The 15884-nt window shown below is 67.3% G+C and carries 13 protein-coding genes; 6 read left to right on the top strand and 7 right to left on the bottom strand.

Annotation, left to right across the window (positions count from 1 at the left end):
• Positions 1 to 12 precede the first annotated feature (12 nt).
• The 4 genes from purH to ACZY1I_RS08780 form a co-directional block, all read right to left on the bottom strand.
• Complete coding sequence (gene purH, locus ACZY1I_RS08795) at positions 13 to 1578, bottom strand: bifunctional phosphoribosylaminoimidazolecarboxamide formyltransferase/IMP cyclohydrolase (RefSeq protein ID WP_463753967.1); 1566 nt, start codon at positions 1576 to 1578, stop codon at positions 13 to 15.
• Positions 1575 to 2204 (bottom strand): phosphoribosylglycinamide formyltransferase, encoded by a 630-nt coding sequence (gene purN, locus ACZY1I_RS08790; RefSeq protein ID WP_463753966.1) that lies wholly within the window; start codon positions 2202 to 2204, stop codon positions 1575 to 1577. Before purN ends, purH begins: the two co-directional genes overlap by 4 nt.
• 113 nt (positions 2205 to 2317) lie before the next feature.
• Positions 2318 to 3781 (bottom strand): cell division protein PerM, encoded by a 1464-nt coding sequence (locus ACZY1I_RS08785; protein ID WP_463753965.1) that lies wholly within the window; start codon positions 3779 to 3781, stop codon positions 2318 to 2320.
• Positions 3782 to 3840: 59 nt separating this feature from the next.
• Complete coding sequence (locus ACZY1I_RS08780) at positions 3841 to 4755, bottom strand: DUF5336 domain-containing protein (RefSeq protein ID WP_463753964.1); 915 nt, start codon at positions 4753 to 4755, stop codon at positions 3841 to 3843.
• A 194-nt stretch (positions 4756 to 4949) separates the two neighbouring features.
• Between ACZY1I_RS08780 and ACZY1I_RS08775 the strand changes: the two genes are divergently transcribed.
• Both ACZY1I_RS08775 and ACZY1I_RS08770 read left to right on the top strand, forming a co-directional pair.
• On the top strand, positions 4950 to 5798 hold the full coding sequence (locus ACZY1I_RS08775) for an LLM class F420-dependent oxidoreductase (RefSeq protein WP_463753963.1): 849 nt from the start codon (positions 4950 to 4952) through the stop codon (positions 5796 to 5798).
• 139 nt (positions 5799 to 5937) lie between these two features.
• Positions 5938 to 7350, top strand: a complete 1413-nt coding sequence (locus ACZY1I_RS08770) for a PE family protein (RefSeq protein ID WP_463753962.1) — start codon at positions 5938 to 5940, stop codon at positions 7348 to 7350.
• A gap of 9 nt (positions 7351 to 7359) precedes the next feature.
• On the opposite strand, the gene ACZY1I_RS08765 is transcribed toward ACZY1I_RS08770, so the two are convergent.
• Entirely contained in the window at positions 7360 to 8892 is a 1533-nt protein-coding gene (locus ACZY1I_RS08765) for an acetyl-CoA acetyltransferase (RefSeq protein ID WP_463753961.1), read from the bottom strand.
• Between the two features lie 336 nt (positions 8893 to 9228).
• On the opposite strand from ACZY1I_RS08765, the gene ACZY1I_RS08760 reads away from it, so the two are divergent.
• The 3 genes from ACZY1I_RS08760 (at position 9229) to ACZY1I_RS08750 (ending at position 12342) form a co-directional block, all read left to right on the top strand.
• Positions 9229 to 9489 carry a hypothetical protein gene (locus ACZY1I_RS08760; RefSeq protein ID WP_463753960.1) on the top strand — a complete coding sequence of 87 codons (261 nt, stop codon included), beginning with the start codon at positions 9229 to 9231 and terminating at the stop codon, positions 9487 to 9489.
• A gap of 2 nt (positions 9490 to 9491) precedes the next feature.
• Positions 9492 to 10829 (top strand): PE family protein, encoded by a 1338-nt coding sequence (locus ACZY1I_RS08755; RefSeq protein WP_463753959.1) that lies wholly within the window; start codon positions 9492 to 9494, stop codon positions 10827 to 10829.
• A gap of 196 nt (positions 10830 to 11025) precedes the next feature.
• Positions 11026 to 12342 carry a PE family protein gene (locus ACZY1I_RS08750; protein WP_463753958.1) on the top strand — a complete coding sequence of 439 codons (1317 nt, stop codon included), beginning with the start codon at positions 11026 to 11028 and terminating at the stop codon, positions 12340 to 12342.
• Between the two features lie 81 nt (positions 12343 to 12423).
• Here ACZY1I_RS08750 and sucD read toward each other — a convergent pair whose 3' ends face one another.
• Together sucD and sucC are read right to left on the bottom strand one after the other, a co-directional pair.
• Positions 12424 to 13326, bottom strand: coding sequence for a succinate--CoA ligase subunit alpha (sucD, locus tag ACZY1I_RS08745; RefSeq protein ID WP_463753957.1), 903 nt, complete (start codon positions 13324 to 13326; stop codon positions 12424 to 12426).
• A gap of 13 nt (positions 13327 to 13339) precedes the next feature.
• Positions 13340 to 14503 carry an ADP-forming succinate--CoA ligase subunit beta gene (sucC, locus tag ACZY1I_RS08740; protein ID WP_463753956.1) on the bottom strand — a complete coding sequence of 388 codons (1164 nt, stop codon included), beginning with the start codon at positions 14501 to 14503 and terminating at the stop codon, positions 13340 to 13342.
• A 253-nt stretch (positions 14504 to 14756) separates the two neighbouring features.
• Between sucC and ACZY1I_RS08735 the strand changes: the two genes are divergently transcribed.
• On the top strand, positions 14757 to 15881 hold the full coding sequence (locus ACZY1I_RS08735; RefSeq protein WP_463753955.1) for a M23 family metallopeptidase: 1125 nt from the start codon (positions 14757 to 14759) through the stop codon (positions 15879 to 15881).
• Positions 15882 to 15884: the final 3 nt, after the last annotated feature.

Here is a 15884-nt window from a genome sequence, read left to right as displayed (position 1 = left end):
CAGCCGAATTCGCTAGTGCGCGAAATGGCGTGCCCCGGTGAGGTACAGCGTGATGCCGGCCCTGGTCGCCGCCTCGGTCACCACGTCGTCACGTACCGAACCACCGGGGTGCACGATCGCTTTGACCCCAGCGGCCGCGAGCGTTTCCAGGCCGTCGGGGAACGGGAAGAACGCATCGGAAGCCCCGACCGCGCCCTTGACCCGCTCGCCCCCGCGTTCCACCGCAAGCCGGGCGGCGTCCACTCGGTTGACCTGCCCCATGCCAACCCCGATGGTCGCGCCGCCGGCGACGATCACGATCGCGTTGGACTTCACCGCGCGGCAGGCGCGCCACGCGAAGACCAGGTCGGTGAGGGTGGCAGGGTCGGCGGGTTCGCCGGTGGCCAGTGTCCAGTTGGCCGAGTCGTCCCCGGGAGCGTCGAGCTGGTCGCGCTGCTGGATCAGCAGTCCGCCACTGATCGGCCGCAGTTCGTGCCCGCCGAGGAGCGGTTCCGAGGCCAGCAGCACCCGGATGTTCTTCTTGCGCGTCAGCGCGTCGAGGGCGCCGGGCGCGTAGGCCGGCGCGACGATCACCTCGGTGAAAATGGTGCTGACGAACTCCGCCATTTCGAGGCTTACTTCGGTGTTCGTCGCGATCACGCCACCGAACGCGCTCAGCGGGTCGCATTCGTGGGCCTTGCGGTGCGCATCGGCCACCGAGATTTCGGAGATCGCGATGCCGCAGGGATTGGCGTGCTTGATGATCGCCACACACGTCTGCTCGTGGTCGAAAGCTGCCCGCCAGGCCGCGTCCGCATCGGTGAAGTTGTTGTAGGACATCTCTTTGCCGTGCAGCTGCTCAGCTTGCGCCAGGCCCGGCCACGCAGCGGGGTCGGTGTAGAGCGCTGCCCGCTGATGTGGGTTCTCGCCGTAGCGCAGCGTTGTTTCGCGGCGCCAGTTCCGGGCGAAGAAATGCGGGAACTCCTGCGCCGGCTCTTCCGGAGCCAAGGTCTGTTGCATCCAGGCCGCGACCGCGATGTCGTACTCGGCGGTGTGCTGAAATGCCAACGAAGCCAGCTTTTTGCGCTCGCCGAGGGTAAATCCGCCGTCACGCACGGCAGCGAGGACTCCGTCGTATCCACGAGGGTCAGTGACGACGGCAACGCTGGGATGGTTCTTGGCCGCCGCGCGCACCATCGAGGGCCCGCCGATATCGATCTGCTCGACGCACTCGTCGATGCCGGCGCCGGAATCGACTGTCTCGCTGAAGGGATAGAGGTTGACGACGACGAGTTCGAAGGCCTTGACTCCAAGCTCTTGCAGGGCCGCCTCGTGTGCGGGCTTGCGAAGATCGGCCAGCAGACCGGCGTGGACCTTCGGGTGCAGGGTTTTGACGCGTCCGTCGAGCACCTCGGGGAAACCGGTCAGCTCTTCGACCCGGGTGACGGGAATCGCTTTGTCGGCAATGGTCTTCGCCGTGGATCCGGTCGACACGATCTCGACCCCGGCGGCGGCCAGGCCTTGGGCGAGGTCGACCAGCCCGGTCTTGTCGTACACGCTGATCAACGCGCGACGGATCGGCTTTCTGTCGATGCTCATCCTATGAGTGCCTTTCTTGCAGTCACCGTCACGCCGCCAGTTGCTATCGCTGCCACCACGTCCACCAGAAGTTGTCGTTCCACGACCTTGATGCGTTCGTGCAACGTCTCTTCGTTGTCATCGGCGAGCACCGCGACTGGTTGCTGAGCCAGAATTGGACCGGTATCCACTCCGGCGTCTACCAGATGCACCGTACAGCCAGTGACCTTCACTCCGTAGGCCAGCGCGTCACGAACGCCGTGCGCGCCGGGGAAGGCGGGCAACAACGCCGGGTGCGTGTTGAGGGTACGTCCGCTGAATCGCGAAAGAAATTGCGGTCCAAGGATTCTCATGAACCCCGCGGATACCACTAAGTCGGGTTGGTGTGCCGCGGTGGCTTCGGTGACGGCAGCGTCCCAAGCGTCGCGGGTGGGGTGGTCACCGACCCGAACCGTGTAGGACGGTATCCCTGCGTTCGCGGCGATCTCGGTGGCCCGGCAACCACGGTCCACCCCAACAGCCACCACTCGAGCCGGGTATTCACCAACCGCGGCGTCCAGCAGGGAGTTCAGCAACGAACCGGTGCCGGATGCCAGCACCACCAGTCGTGCCGGTGCACTCGGGGGTACACGGAGCGGTTCCAGCACACGGCGAGCCTAGCCGGGCTCCCTTGGGCGACCACTCCCGGCCGCTGCGCTGATTGCCGGAGCCGAGGCTGCACTCAGGGCATCCAGACTGCGTCCCGCCGACAGCAATACCGCTACTCGTCGCGCCTGCGACCCTCGCGGGGATCCGCGGCCGGTCCGTCGGGCATCAGCGTGTCCGAGTCGGCGGACCACCCGTCATTCGAACGGTGAATATCGCCCCGAAACTCGTCGTCCCGGAATTCTTCGCCGCCCCGGAACTCGTCGTCCACGTAGAAATCGTCCGCGTACTCCGAGCCGTCAGCGGACGCATCGTCCCCTTCGCCAGCGGCGATGTCGTCGTCGTAGGCCCCCAACAGCGAATCTTCATCGTCACCGGGATCAGGGCCGGGATCCGGTGCAACCGGCTTGGGCCGCGCCCGCCGGGGGCGCCGCCTGATACCGCCGGCCATCACGACGGTGCAGGCACCAACGACGGAGAACCAGAAGAACACCCCGATAATGAGCGCGCCGATGTCGACGCCGACCGAGCCGAAGTTGCCGAGCTTTCCGCCTCCGCCGTACCCCAGCAGCGCCATCACGAGCGCTCCGACGACGGAAGCGACCAACAACTTGGCGATGGCCTGGAAGAACGGCAGCGCATGCCGAGCGCACTGCTGCCCGACCGCGACTCCTGCCGACGCTCCGATGATCAGCAGTGCCACCCATACCGGCCCGAGTGGTGGCGTGGGCGACGCGGCCAGGATCGGCAATGCCGGGATGTCGCCTCCGAACACCGTGAACGGGCTGAACGTCGCGAAACCGATGTGCGCGCTGGAACCGACCGCTATCGCCGAGGCGCCGACGATGACATTGGGGGCGTACAGCACCGACAGCACGGTCAGGTTGAACTGACCCCAGATGGAATCGGTGATCCCGTACAGGTCCTGCATGGTCGCCCAGTGCACGACCAGGGACCCGGCAGTCACCGCACTGGACAGCCCGAGCAAGGCCAGTACCCCGGCAGTCGCGGCACGTAGCGAGTCACCCAGCCAATTGGGCAGTGGTGATCGCGCCAGCGCCCGTCGCCCCATGCGCGACCACACCCCGATCGACGCCCCGACGAGGTGCACCACCAGCACGCTGGTAAACGCCCGCAGGGCGCTAGGTGTCTCCAGCTCGGTGAGCACCGACGACGCGTCGTGGATGACGGCGAGGGCGATCGCCGTCAGCAGTATGGGCCCGCCCAAAGCCGACGCGATCACCCATCGGGCGACCAGCAACGACGAGTAAGGCGACGTGGCCCGCGCGGTGGTGCGTGCGGTGCCCCACACCATGAGCAGAGCGGGCAATAAGGGCATAACACCCAGTTCGCGCCCGCCGATCGAGATCGGCACCTGGTGCACGCCGAGCCACATGCTGGCGATAGCGCCCAACGCGCCGGTCATGTCGCTGTTGGCGATCAGCAGTTCGATGAGGGTGATCGCCGCGATGACCACCAGCGCCACCACCGCGGGGGCAAACGCGACTCGAACGAGGTCGCGCGCTTGCCGAGCGCCTGCCGCTCGGCTGTCCTCGCCTCTTCCCGACACTCTGTTCACTCTTCGAGCACGAGGTTCACTCGCCGCGCACGAGCGCGGTCAGGCGCGAGAGCGCACGGTTAGACCGGTGCCGCACCAGGTGACGACTGTTGCCCCTGGCCGTAGGACGATTGCTGCCCGCCGGCCGCGTTGCCGTAGTTGACCGGCGCCGATCCACCCTGCGATCCGCTGCCGGCGTTGACCGGAGGCGGCGGGCTGAAGCTCGGGAAGCCGGTAGGCGGAGTGTGAGTGGACGGACCCTGCTGTTGCTGCTGGGGCACCTGCTGCGTGGGCTGCGCCGCGAATCCGCCCGACTGCGGGTTAGGACCGGACTGATAGCCGCCGCCACCGCCATACTGCGCACCGTAACCGGAGGCCTGGGCCGGGTTCTGCGCGGGCTGCTGTGCATTCGGCTGACCGTAGTACCCGCCTGGCTGTCCGCCGAACTGCCCATACTGTCCGTACTGGCCGTAGCCCCCGAACGGGTCGTACTTGGGCCGCGGCGTCGGGGCGGAGATCACACCCGAATCCAGCAGCAATGCACCGACCGCGGCCACCGCCTGGAAGACGATGCACACCAGGACGATCCACAGCGCCCACCCGGTCGCGAACGAGTCTGGCTTGTTGAACGTCGAAGAGATGATCAGGAGCACGCCGACTACCGAGAGAACCGCCACGATCGGCACGTAGCTCTTGGCCTTCGGCAGCAGGCCGACGCCGGCCAGCAGCGCTGCCAGCACCGCGACGGGAATCGCATATCCCGCGTCGCCGGAGATATCTCCCAGTCCACTGAGATCCGACTTGTAGGTGAACATCGGTCCGAAACTGAAGAAGTACGCCAGCAGACCCAGGGCGGCTACCGCAATTCCCAGGTACAGGCCCAGCTTGCTCTCGCCAGGCTCACCCGGGGCAGCGGGAGCAGGCGCCGCAGCGCCGTAGGAGCCGGCCGGCTGCTGAGCGGGTGGATAGCCGGGACCACCGGGCGGGTAGGTCATGAGTCCTCCTGTTGCTTTTCGATGCCGCATGATGCAGCAGATGCGACGCGGCGCTGCTGCCGTGGCTTCGATGCCGTTCGACCAACCACGCTAGCGCACCTTCAGGAACAAATGCCGCTCACTGCTCGGCGCCAGCGTCGCCTGAACAGGGGCCCCGCCCGCGAACAAAAGTAGAACACGTTCTAAATTGGGGCATGGACTACGGCCTCGTTCTGTTCACCAGCGACCGCGGCATCGCCCCGGCGGCAGCCGCTAAACTTGCCGACGAGCACGGTTTTCACACTTTCTACGTGCCTGAGCACACCCACATTCCGATCAAGCGCGAGGCGGCCCACCCGACCACCGGCGACGAGACGCTGCCCGACGACCGCTATATGCGCACGCTGGATCCATGGGTGAGCCTGGGCGCTGCGTCGGCGGTGACGTCGCGGGTCCGGCTGTCTACCGCCGTCGCGCTACCCGTCGAGCACGACCCGATCACCCTGGCGAAAAGCATTGCCACGCTGGACCATCTGTCCGGCGGGCGGGTCAGCGTCGGCGTCGGATTCGGTTGGAACACCGACGAACTCGCCGACCACAACGTGCCGGCCGGCCGTCGTCGCACCATGTTGCGCGAATACCTCGAGGCGATGCGGGCGCTGTGGACGCAGGAGGAAGCCGAGTACGACGGCGAGTTCGTGAAGTTCGGGCCCAGCTGGGCCTGGCCGAAGCCGGTGCAGTCCCACATTCCGGTGCTGGTCGGCGCCGCCGGCACCGAGAAGAACTTCAAGTGGATCGCGCGCAGCGCCGACGGCTGGATCACAACTCCGCGTGACTTCAACATCGACGAACCGGTGAAGTTACTCCAGGACACCTGGGCCGCTGCGGGTCGCGATGGCGCCCCCCAGATCGTGGCTCTGGACTTCAAGCCGGATGCCGAGAAGCTGGCGCACTGGGCCGAAATCGGTGTGACCGAAGTCCTATTCGGCATGCCGGACACCGGCGAGGACAAGGTCGCTGCCTACGTGGAGCGACTGGCCGGCAAGCTGGCCTCGTTCGCCTGACGACCGAACGGCAAACGCCTTTCGGCTAGCGGGATTGACGCCCGAAATAATTAGGTAGTCAGCTACGCTATGCCCTCCTTCCTGCGAAAACGATCCTGATGACACTGATCGTCATTCGTCGTTTTCCGGGAGATATGAGATGTCGTTTGTCATTGCAACGCCAGAGTTTGTGACGGCCGCCGCTTCGGACCTGGCGCATATCGGCTCGGCGATCAGTCAGGCCAACGCGGCGGCTTTGGCCCCGACCGCGGGGGTGCTGGCCGCGGGTGCCGACGAAGTGTCGGCCGCGATCGCCGACTTGTTCGGAGCGCACGGACAGGCCTATCAACAGCTCAGCGCTGACGCGGCGGCGTTCCACGCCGAGTTCGTTGAACGGATGACGGCAGGTGCCGGGCAGTATGCGCTGGCCGAAGCCGCGGCCGTGTCGCCGTTGCAGGAGATTGTCCAGCAGGTGCTCGATGTGATCAACACACCGACCCGGCTACTACTTGGACGCCCGCTGATCGGCAACGGCGCAAACGCGGCGCCAGGTACTGGGGCCAACGGCGGCGACGGTGGACTGCTGTTCGGCAGTGGTGGCGCCGGTGGATCCGGGCCACGCGACGGCGGAACCGGAGGGGCTGCCGGACTGTTCGGCAATGGTGGAACCGGCGGCGGCGGCCTCAACGGCGGAAATGGTGGGGCTGGGGGGCTCATCTTCGGCACTGGCGGCGACGGCGGCTTCGGCAGGGTTAACGGTGGAACCGGTGGCGCCGCAGGCCTGTTCGGCAACGGCGGTGCCGGCGGGCCAATTCACACCTCTACCTTCATCAACGTTGCGAAGGGTGGCACCGGGGGGGCTGGCGGAATGATCTTCGGCTCAGGCGGGGTAGGCGGTACCGGCAGCTCCCCGTTCACAGACCACGCCGCCGGCATAGGCGGCGCAGGCGGAAACGGCGGCGCAGCAGGCCTCTTCGGTTTCGGTGGCGCCGGGGGCGCCGGCGGGTTCGGCCAAGCCGCAGGAGGTTCTGGTGGCACTGGCGGTGCCGGCGGCACACTCCTCGGATTCGGTGGAGCCGGCGGAGCGGGCGGTATCAGTGGCACCGGCGGCGCCACCGCACAAGGCACGGGCGGGTCTGGTGGGCACGGCGGGGTCGGAGGATTTCTCTACGGCACCGGCGGCGCCGGCGGCACCGGCGGGTACGGCTACTACGGCGGTGCAGGTGGCGAAGGCGGTGGCGGCGCGATGTTGGGCGGCGATGGAGGAGAGGGCGGTGCCGGTGGCTACGGCTACATGCGCGGGGGCGCCGGCGGGGACGGCGGCCAAGCCGGCGTCCTGATCGGCTCCGGTGGCAGCGGCGGCGCCGGCGCGCGATCTGCCGCATTTGGCGGTGCCAACTCCGGTGGAGGAACAGGCGGTAACGGCGGGGATGCGGGGTTTTTCGGCAACGGGGGCAACGGCGGCAACGGCGGGGACCTCGGCGGCCAACCCAGCTTCAGCGGCACCGGTGGGACGGGCGGGGCAGGCGGACCGATATTCGGCGCGAACGGCTTGCCCGGCCTACACGGATGACGCAGCTCTTCAGGCGGGTAAGCACCGATTCCCGTATTCGTACGAGCTGACCCGCACCGACGATCCGAGCGGGTCACTGTCTGTCAGGCGGGAGATCAGCGCGTCGTCCTCGGTGGTCGCCAGAAAACGGGTCCCGTCGGCCGTCAGTCGACCGATGATGATTCCGGTGGCACGCCCGCTGTCGCGCCGCACGGTATAGGTCTCAATGGTGGCGGAGCCGTCGGGAGTCTCGGTGACCGGCACCGTCGGCCAGCCGCGGACTTCGGCCTGCAACTCAGCGCTGCGATCGGGCCGCCAATCCCCCGGTGTCGTCGAATACACGCCCACCGAATACTTGCTCTGGATCCCGCCGTTGGCCCCAACAAGTCCGAATTGCCCTGGTGCGCGTCGCATCCGGGCCACCGTCTCGGCAACTCCGTGCATCGAGTAGTTATTGCCCGCGCCGCCGAAGAACGGCAGTCCGCCCGTCAGGGTCAATCCGCGCGGGTCGTCCGTGGCGACGCCAAGGCCGTCGCAGATGTTGAACACCGGCACCGGAAAGCAGCTGTACAGATCGAAGGTGGCGACGTCGTCGACACCGATGCCTGCCACGTTCAGTGCCTCACGCGCCGCCAGCACCGCCGACGGCGCATGCCCGAGGTCCGGGCGCTCCAGCATCGCCTGTTCTTCCATATCGGCGTGCCCGCGCAGATACACCCATCTGTCTTCGGGCACGCCGAGGCGCTTGGCCGTTCCGACCGACATCAGCAGGGCCGCCGCACCCTGGTTCACCTGATCGCGGGCGACCAGCAGTCGCGGGTAGGGCTCGGCGATCATACGGTTGCTGTCGGTGACAGTGATCAGTTCGTCGACGGTCCGCTCAACCGGGGCGGCGGAGAACGGATTGGCCGCGGCGACCTTGCTGAACGGCGCAAACAGCTCAGCCATCCGCCGCAGGTACTCCGCCGGCCCAAGCCCGAGCGCTGCCCGTCGGGCGTTTTCCATCAACGCATACTGGGTCGGCGCATCGATCAGCCCGTGAATCACCGTGTAGCGCGACATCAACTTCTCGATGCCGGGTCCGCGGTCTTCCAGGTCACCGTCGACGGTCTCGCTGAAGTCCGGCTTCTCCTCTTCTGCGGCCTGGGCAAAGTGCCGCAGGGTCGACGTGGCATCCGATCCGAAGATCAGCGCAACCTCCGAGCGGCCCGCAGCGATCTCCCCAGCCAGCTCGGTGATCAGGTGCTGGGGCCCCTGCCCCCCGACGATTTCCAAGATCGCGCGGCGCGGTTCGGCGCCGATCCGTTTGGCCACCGAGCGCGGGTAGTTGTTGGACCGGCCCAGCGGGGCGTTCGCGGCCGGGCCGGAGATCTCGAACTGCCGCAGCGCGGCGATGGTGTCGATTTCGGCGGCGACGGCGGCGGCACGGCAATCATCGATCGCGGCCTGGGCGGCGGCCGCAGCCAGTTCGACGGGTGACATCGCCCGGTAGTCGGCGTCATCGATGCGTTCCGCCGCTTGCCCTACTCCGACCACCACGGGCGTCCGCGGGTCAAGATTCATAGATCAACTATCTACCGTAGAGATCTCTTCCCGACGCAGTCGGGGCACTGTTCGATGATCAGCCGGGCCAATTCGGCGGCCCCGGTTTGCCCGAATTATCAGCGGATTCGTAGGCTCTGACTCCGAAAACCGGACAAGCCGTCGAGTTGACGGTGTCGGCTCAGCAAGCGCTTAGCTTCGTCTCAGCAACGGCCCCTCTACTGAAAGGGCGTCGCGACCAGGCCGATAGCCCAGATTTGAAGTCGCTGTGAATCAGACCAGGGATCGGTTGGCGGGACGTACGATTCACTATCGGCGGTCCTTCGGGGGGACCGTCGCATTGGTCGGAGGTCGGGGATGTCCTTTGTGACCGCGGTGTCGAAGATTCTGGCGGGGCAAACGCTGGATCTGACGAATTTCGCGCCCGACTCCCGCACGGCAATCGAATCATCCGAGCGTCTGCTCAAAATTTCCTCCGAAGCGCTTCGCGATCTGAAAAGCGTTGCTATCGCGTCCGATAAATCACCCAACAAAGTTGGGATCGGTAGACATCGTGTCGCGGATACGTTCCTGCTACTCGGCGGCCCGCGGGCGGTCGCCGCTGCATACGGAGGGTGACTATGTCATATGTAATCGCGGCACCGGAGTTCCTGACGGCAGCGGCATCAGATCTGGCCAACCTCGGCTCCTCGATCGGCGCCGCCAACGCGGCGGCGGCGGCGCCGACGTCCGCGCTGATGGCCGCGGGTGCCGATGAGGTGTCGGCCGCCATCGCGACACTGTTCAGTGCGCACGCGCAGGCTTATCAATCGGTCAGCACCGGAGCGGCGGAGTTCCACCAGCAGTTTGTTCAGCTGCTGACCTCTGGTGCCGGTTCCTATGCCAGCGCCGAAGCAGCCAACTCCAATCCGTTGCTCGCCTCGATCAATGCGCCGTTCGAGCGGTTCCTGGGACGCCCGCTGATCGGTGATGGCTTTAACGGTGTCGACGGGACCGGGGCCAGTGGCCAAAATGGCGGGTTGTTGTGGGGTAACGGTGGCAACGGTGGGTCTGGCGGTCCCGGTCAGAACGGTGGAAACGGCGGAAGCGGCGGGTTCCTATACGGCAACGGCGGTCGCGGCGGGGCTGGTGGGGCATCCAATGGCGGCTTCGTCGGCCTTGGCGGCAATGGCGGTAGCGCGGTCGGTTTGTTCGGCAGCGGTGGCGCCGGGGGAATCGGTGGCGCCTCTGTCAATGGCGTTGCGGGCGATGGCGGGACCGGCGGGGACGGCGGGATCATCTTCGGCAACGGCGGGGCCGGCGGAGCCGGCGGGCGCGGCTTCGTTGCGGGCTGGGGCGGTTCCGGAGGCTACGGAACCGGCCTCCTCTACGGTCTGGGTGGAGTGGGCGGTGCCGGTGGCGCTGTCAGCCAAAGCGGCGGGACCGCAGGCCTCGGCGGGTTCGGCGGCGGCGGCAACATCCTCGGTGTGATCGGCACCGGGGCCGCGGGCGGCGCCGGCGGGGAGGGCATGGGCGCCACCATCGGCGGCCAGGGCGGCCAGGGTGGCTTCGGCAACGGCCAGTTCTTCGGCATCGGTGGGGCCGGCGGGGCCGGCGGCGCCAACATGACCGGCACGGGTGGGGTCGGGGGCTACGGCGGGGACAGCACCGGCTTATTCGGCATCGGTGGTGCCGGCGGCGACGGCGGCGCCGGCGGCTTCCGAGGAGGGGCCGGCGCTCTCGGTGGCACCGGCGGCATCTTGTTCGGCCTTGGCGGTGCGGGCGGCAACGGCTACGGGGGCCCCGGCGTGACGTTCGGCGGCAACGGCGGACAGGGCGGTACCGGCGCCCAGATCTTCGGCATCGGCGGCGCCGGCGGCAACGGCGGCGGCGCGGCGAACCCGGGCATCGGCGGCCCCGGCGGATTCGGCGGATTCGTTCTCGGCGGCCCGATCGGAGCCTCCGGGATTTCACCTTAAGGACCTACCGAGCAGCACCGAATCGCACGTCTCCGCCAAGGAGGCGTGCGATTCTCACTTACTCCGCAGCTAACCGTGTGAATTGGCTGTGTCTGGTGTAGGAGCGGGCTACGCTGAGCATCTCTCGGGCGTGCGCCGACTGAGACGCTGACGATCGACCGCCGACCGCCATGGTTGCGTCCGGGGAGGTGACCCCATGTCCTTTGTCACCGCACTGCCCGAAGCCGTGACCGCAGCCGCAGCAAATCTGGCGAATCTTGGTTCCACGATCAGCCAAGCCAACGCGACAGCGGCGATCCCGACAACAGGATTGCTTGCAGCGGGCGCTGACGAGATATCGGCGGCAATTGCCGCGGTGTTCGGCCTGCATGCCGAGGGTTATCAGGCCCTCAGCGCCGAGGCGACAGCTTTTCACGAGCAGTTCGTTCGGCTCTTGTCCACCGGCGCGGGCCAGTACGCGACCGCTGAAGTCGCGGCCGCCACCCCGCTGCAGTCACTCGAGCAACAACTACTCGCTCTGATCAACACCCCCACCAACCTGCTGCTGGGTCGCCCACTGATCGGTAACGGGACCAACGGAGCACCTGGGGCGGACGGCCAGGCCGGCGGGCTGTTATTCGGCAATGGCGGCGCGGGCGGGGCGGGCACCACCGCCCATCCCGCCGGCGGTAACGGCGGAGCCGCCGGGTTGCTGGGCAACGGTGGCGCCGGCGGGCCGGGAAGGGCCAACAGCGTGAGATCCGCGGGGGGCACCGGGGGGGCCGGCGGGCTGCTGTTCGGCGTCGGCGGTGCCGGCGGCACCGGCGGGTCGGGCATTGGTGGCGTTGGTGGCGCCGGCGGGACCGCCGGGCTGTTCGGCACCGGCGGCGCGGGTGGCATCGGCGGGACATCGCCGCTCGGCGCCGCGGGCGGGGCGGGTGGCGCCGGCGGCGCCGGCGGACTGTTCGGCACCGGCGGGGCCGGCGGCCGCGGTGGGACGAGTTTCGACGGTCTGGGCGGAAAGGCCGGCGCGGGTGGTGCGGGTGGCGCCGGCGGTGCCGGCGGGATCGTCCTCGGCTCCGGCGGGGCCGGCGGTGCCGGCGCGGACGCAAGTGGGAGTCCAGCTGGGATCGGGCCCGCTGGCGCCGGCGGTATCGGCGGCAAAGGCGGATTCCTCAACGGCAATGGCGGCGTCGGCGGTAGCGGTGGATTCGGCGGGGGTTCCGGAGGTGCGGGCGGGGCGGGCGGGATGCTGACCGGCTCTGGCGGTGCAGGCGGAGCCGCCGGCAGCGGGGGTACCGGCGGAGCGGGAGGCGACGCCGGGCTGCTAATTGGCGACGGCGGCGCCGGCGGCGCGGGAGGACCCACGGGCGGGGGCCCCGGAGGTAACGGCGGAAACGGCGGGCGAGCCGCGCTGCTGATCGGCTTCGGCGGGAACGGCGGAAACGGCGGGCCAGGGGCTCCTCCAGGCACCGGGGGTCAAGGCGGCGACGGCGGTCAACTCATTGGGGTGCCGGGCACGCCTGGCACGTAGTAGCCCACCCCGCGCGAGCAGACAGAAAATCGCCCGCTTCCGGTCGGAAACGGGCGATTTTTCGTCTGCTCGCGGTGAGACCTAGAGCGTCTTCAGGATCTCCCGGGCCAGCGCCGCCGTCTCGGACGGCGTCTTGCCAACCTTGACGCCCGCCGCCTCCAAGGCATCCTTCTTTGCCTGCGCAGTGCCCGAAGAGCCGGACACGATGGCGCCGGCGTGGCCCATCGTCTTACCCTCCGGCGCGGTGAATCCCGCGACGTAGCCAACAACCGGCTTGGTCACGTTGGCCTTGATGAAGTCCGCCGCGCGCTCTTCTGCGTCACCGCCGATCTCACCGATCATGACGATCAGCTTCGTGTCGGGGTCCTTCTCGAACGCGTCGATGGCGTCGATGTGGGTGGTCCCGATGACCGGGTCGCCGCCGATGCCGATCGAGGTGGTGAACCCGAAATCGCGCAGCTCGTACATCATCTGGTAGGTCAGCGTGCCCGACTTGGACACCAGCCCGACCGGGCCGGGGCCGGTGATGTTGGCCGGTGTGATGCCGACCAACGACTGTCCGGGGCTGATGATGCCCGGGCAGTTGGGGCCGATGATGCGGGTCTTCAGACCCTTTTCGACGTTGTAGGCCCACGCGTATGCGCTGTCCTGCACCGGAACACCCTCGGTGATCACGACCAGCAACGGGATCTCGGCATCGATAGCCTCGATGATGGCGTCCTTGGTGAACACCGGCGGGACGAACGCGATCGATACGTCGGCGCCGGTCTTCTCGATTGCTTCGACGACGCTGCCGAACACCGGCAACTCGATCGGGTTGCCGTCGACGTCCTTGTGCGCAACCGTCGTGCCCGCCTTGCGTGCATTGACACCGCCGACGATCTGGGTCCCCGCCGCCAGCATCCTGGCGGTGTGCTTGGTGGCCTCGCCGCCAGTGATGCCCTGGACGACGACCTTGCTGTCCTTGGTCAGGAAAATTGCCATATTCGTCGTCCTCTCAGGCGTTCGCGAGCTCGGCGGCTTTGTCGGCAGCCTCGTCCATGGTCGGGACCACGGTCACCAGTGGGTGGTTGGCCTCGGCCAGGATCGCCCGGCCTTCGTCGACGTTGTTGCCATCCAGGCGGACCACCAACGGCTTGTTGGCTTCGTCACCCAGGATCTCCAGGGCCTTGACGATTCCGGTAGCCACGGCGTCACACGAGGTGATCCCGCCGAAGACGTTCACGAACACGCTCTTGACCTGAGCGTCATTCAAGATCACGTCCAGCCCGGCGGCCATCACCTCGGCAGAGGCGCCACCGCCGATGTCGAGGAAGTTGGCCGGCTTCACCCCGCCGTGCTTCTCACCGGCGTAGGCGACCACGTCCAGTGTCGACATGACCAGTCCCGCGCCGTTGCCGATGATGCCGACTGCGCCGTCCAGCTTGACGTAGTTGAGGTCGTGTTCCTTCGCCTTGAGTTCCAGCGGGTCGGTGGCGGCGCGGTCTTCGAACTCCACGTGGCCCGGCTGCCGGAAGTCGGCGTTGCCGTCCAGGGTGACCTTGCCGTCCAGCGCCAGGATCTTGTCGTCCGGCGTGCGCACCAGCGGATTGACCTCGACCAAGGTGGCGTCCTCGCCGACGAAGACTCCCCAGAGCTTCTCGATGGTGACCGCGGCGGAGTCCAGCACCTCTGCCGGCAGGTGGCCCTGCTCGGCGATGGATCGCGCGAACGCGCGGTCGACACCCTTGACGGCATCTACCGCAACCTTGGCCAGCCGGTCAGGCTTCGTCGCGGCCACCTCTTCAATCTCCATACCGCCCTCCACCGAGCACATCGCCAGGTAGGTGCGATTAGCCCGGTCGAGCAGGAAGGACAGGTAGTACTCCTCTGCGATGTCGCTGGCCTCGGCGATCAGCAACTTCTTCACGATGTGGCCTTTGATGTCCAGGCCCAGAATATTCTTGGCATGCTCGTAGGCTTCCTCGGCGTTCGCGGCGTATTTCACGCCACCGGCCTTGCCACGGCCGCCCACTTTGACCTGGGCTTTCACCATCACGGGAGCACCGATCTCCTCCGCGATGGCCTTCGCGCCTTCGGCGGTATCGGTCACCCGGCCCTGGGTGCCGGGTACGCCGTGCTTGGCGAACAATTCCTTAGCTTGATACTCGAACAGATCCATGGGCGTCACTGCCTTTGCTCGGCTTGCTTGCTAGGCCAACTTGGGTGGCGGTGCCGCTACGCGGCAACTCGCACGGAGGAACTGTATCTACACCCAAAACGGGTCCCGTCGCCGCATCCCACCGCGGTCGCAGACGTCATGCGATGTTCAGAAATTCGAAACGTGACCCAAGTCACAAAAGCATCCGGGTTTTTGCCTTGAGGTTGCCAGTCCCATACCTTTGCGGATACCTTCTCAAAGTCCAGATAACGTTATGGTCACGATCCGAGGACATTTCAGCTTGTCCCAGCACCTACATGCCCGCCCTGCCGCTGCAGGCTCGGTTCGCGCAGCCCGGGATCGCTGGCTGCTCCAGCACCGCAATGAAGTCACCGAAATCATCCCGCTGGATGGATTCGACGAACTCGACGACCTCGAGTTGGCCGATCTTGACGATCTGGACTTCGGCGAGTCCGAGTTCGGCGTCGACGATCAGCTGCTGCAGGCACCCGAGCTCGACGACTTGGATGACACGGACAATCTGACTCCCGCGTGGCTGGCCGCCCCCAACACCGTCGTGATCGCGCCTGAAGCTGCAGTCACCGACGTGCTGGCACGGGTGACCGTCAAGTACGACGACGACCCGCTTCCAGGCCGCAGACTGGCGATAAACACCACACCCGTAGCTCGTCGCGGTGGAAGCCACCGCAAACAGCCCACCAGCGCGGCCAAGGGGCGCCTGCTGATCGGGGCGATGGCGGCAGGTGCAACGGCAGCGGCAGCGCACGGGGCGATCGACCACTCCGACACCGCCAAGGTCGAGACCGTACTCACCGCCAACGCGTCCACTCTGTCCGGAGGATCCGGCGGTAACGCGGCGCGGGGCGTGCAGGTGGTAGCCGCACAGCCGACCAACGTCGCAGTGCACAACGAAGAACTCGCCCGCGGCATGGCCTTCGCCCAGGAGCGCGCACAGCGCGAGGCACGACTCCAGCAGCCGCTGTACGTCATGCCCACCAAGGGCATCTACACATCTGAGTTCGGCTACCGCTGGGGTGTACTGCACGCCGGTATCGACCTCGCCAATGCGATCGGGACCCCGATCTACGCAGTGTCGGACGGTGTCGTGATCGACGTCGGTCCCACCGCCGGGTACGGGATGTGGGTCAAGCTGCGCCACGCCGACGGCACCGTAACGCTGTACGGCCACGTGAACAGCACCTTGGTCAATCTCGGCGAGCGTGTGATGGCAGGCGACCAGATAGCGACCATGGGCAACCGGGGCAATTCCACCGGCCCGCACCTGCACTTCGAGGTACAGCTGGGCGGCACCGAGCGCATTGATCCCGTGCCGTGGCTGGCCAAGCGAGGACTGTACGTCGGCAACTACGCCGGCTGACCG

It is taken from the genome of Mycobacterium sp. IDUB_37, assembly GCF_055419245.1.
This window is presented reverse-complemented; position numbering and strand designations above follow the sequence as displayed.

Bases quoted from the DNA above. Each gene is read 5' to 3' on its own strand.
- ACZY1I_RS08760 (WP_463753960.1), top strand. From the start codon at position 9,229: ATGTCCTTTGTGACCGCGGTGTCGAAGATTCTGGCGGGGCAAACGCTG.
- ACZY1I_RS08750 (WP_463753958.1), top strand. From the start codon at position 11,026: ATGTCCTTTGTCACCGCACTGCCCGAAGCCGTGACCGCAGCCGCAGCA.
- sucC (WP_463753956.1), bottom strand. From the start codon at position 14,503: ATGGATCTGTTCGAGTATCAAGCTAAGGAATTGTTCGCCAAGCACGGC.
- ACZY1I_RS08755 (WP_463753959.1), top strand. From the start codon at position 9,492: ATGTCATATGTAATCGCGGCACCGGAGTTCCTGACGGCAGCGGCATCA.
- sucD (WP_463753957.1), bottom strand. From the start codon at position 13,326: ATGGCAATTTTCCTGACCAAGGACAGCAAGGTCGTCGTCCAGGGCATC.
- purH (WP_463753967.1), bottom strand. From the start codon at position 1,578: ATGAGCATCGACAGAAAGCCGATCCGTCGCGCGTTGATCAGCGTGTAC.
- ACZY1I_RS08765 (WP_463753961.1), bottom strand. From the start codon at position 8,892: ATGAATCTTGACCCGCGGACGCCCGTGGTGGTCGGAGTAGGGCAAGCG.
- ACZY1I_RS08780 (WP_463753964.1), bottom strand. From the start codon at position 4,755: ATGACCTACCCGCCCGGTGGTCCCGGCTATCCACCCGCTCAGCAGCCG.
- ACZY1I_RS08735 (WP_463753955.1), top strand. From the start codon at position 14,757: ATGGTCACGATCCGAGGACATTTCAGCTTGTCCCAGCACCTACATGCC.
- ACZY1I_RS08770 (WP_463753962.1), top strand. From the start codon at position 5,938: ATGTCGTTTGTCATTGCAACGCCAGAGTTTGTGACGGCCGCCGCTTCG.
- ACZY1I_RS08775 (WP_463753963.1), top strand. From the start codon at position 4,950: ATGGACTACGGCCTCGTTCTGTTCACCAGCGACCGCGGCATCGCCCCG.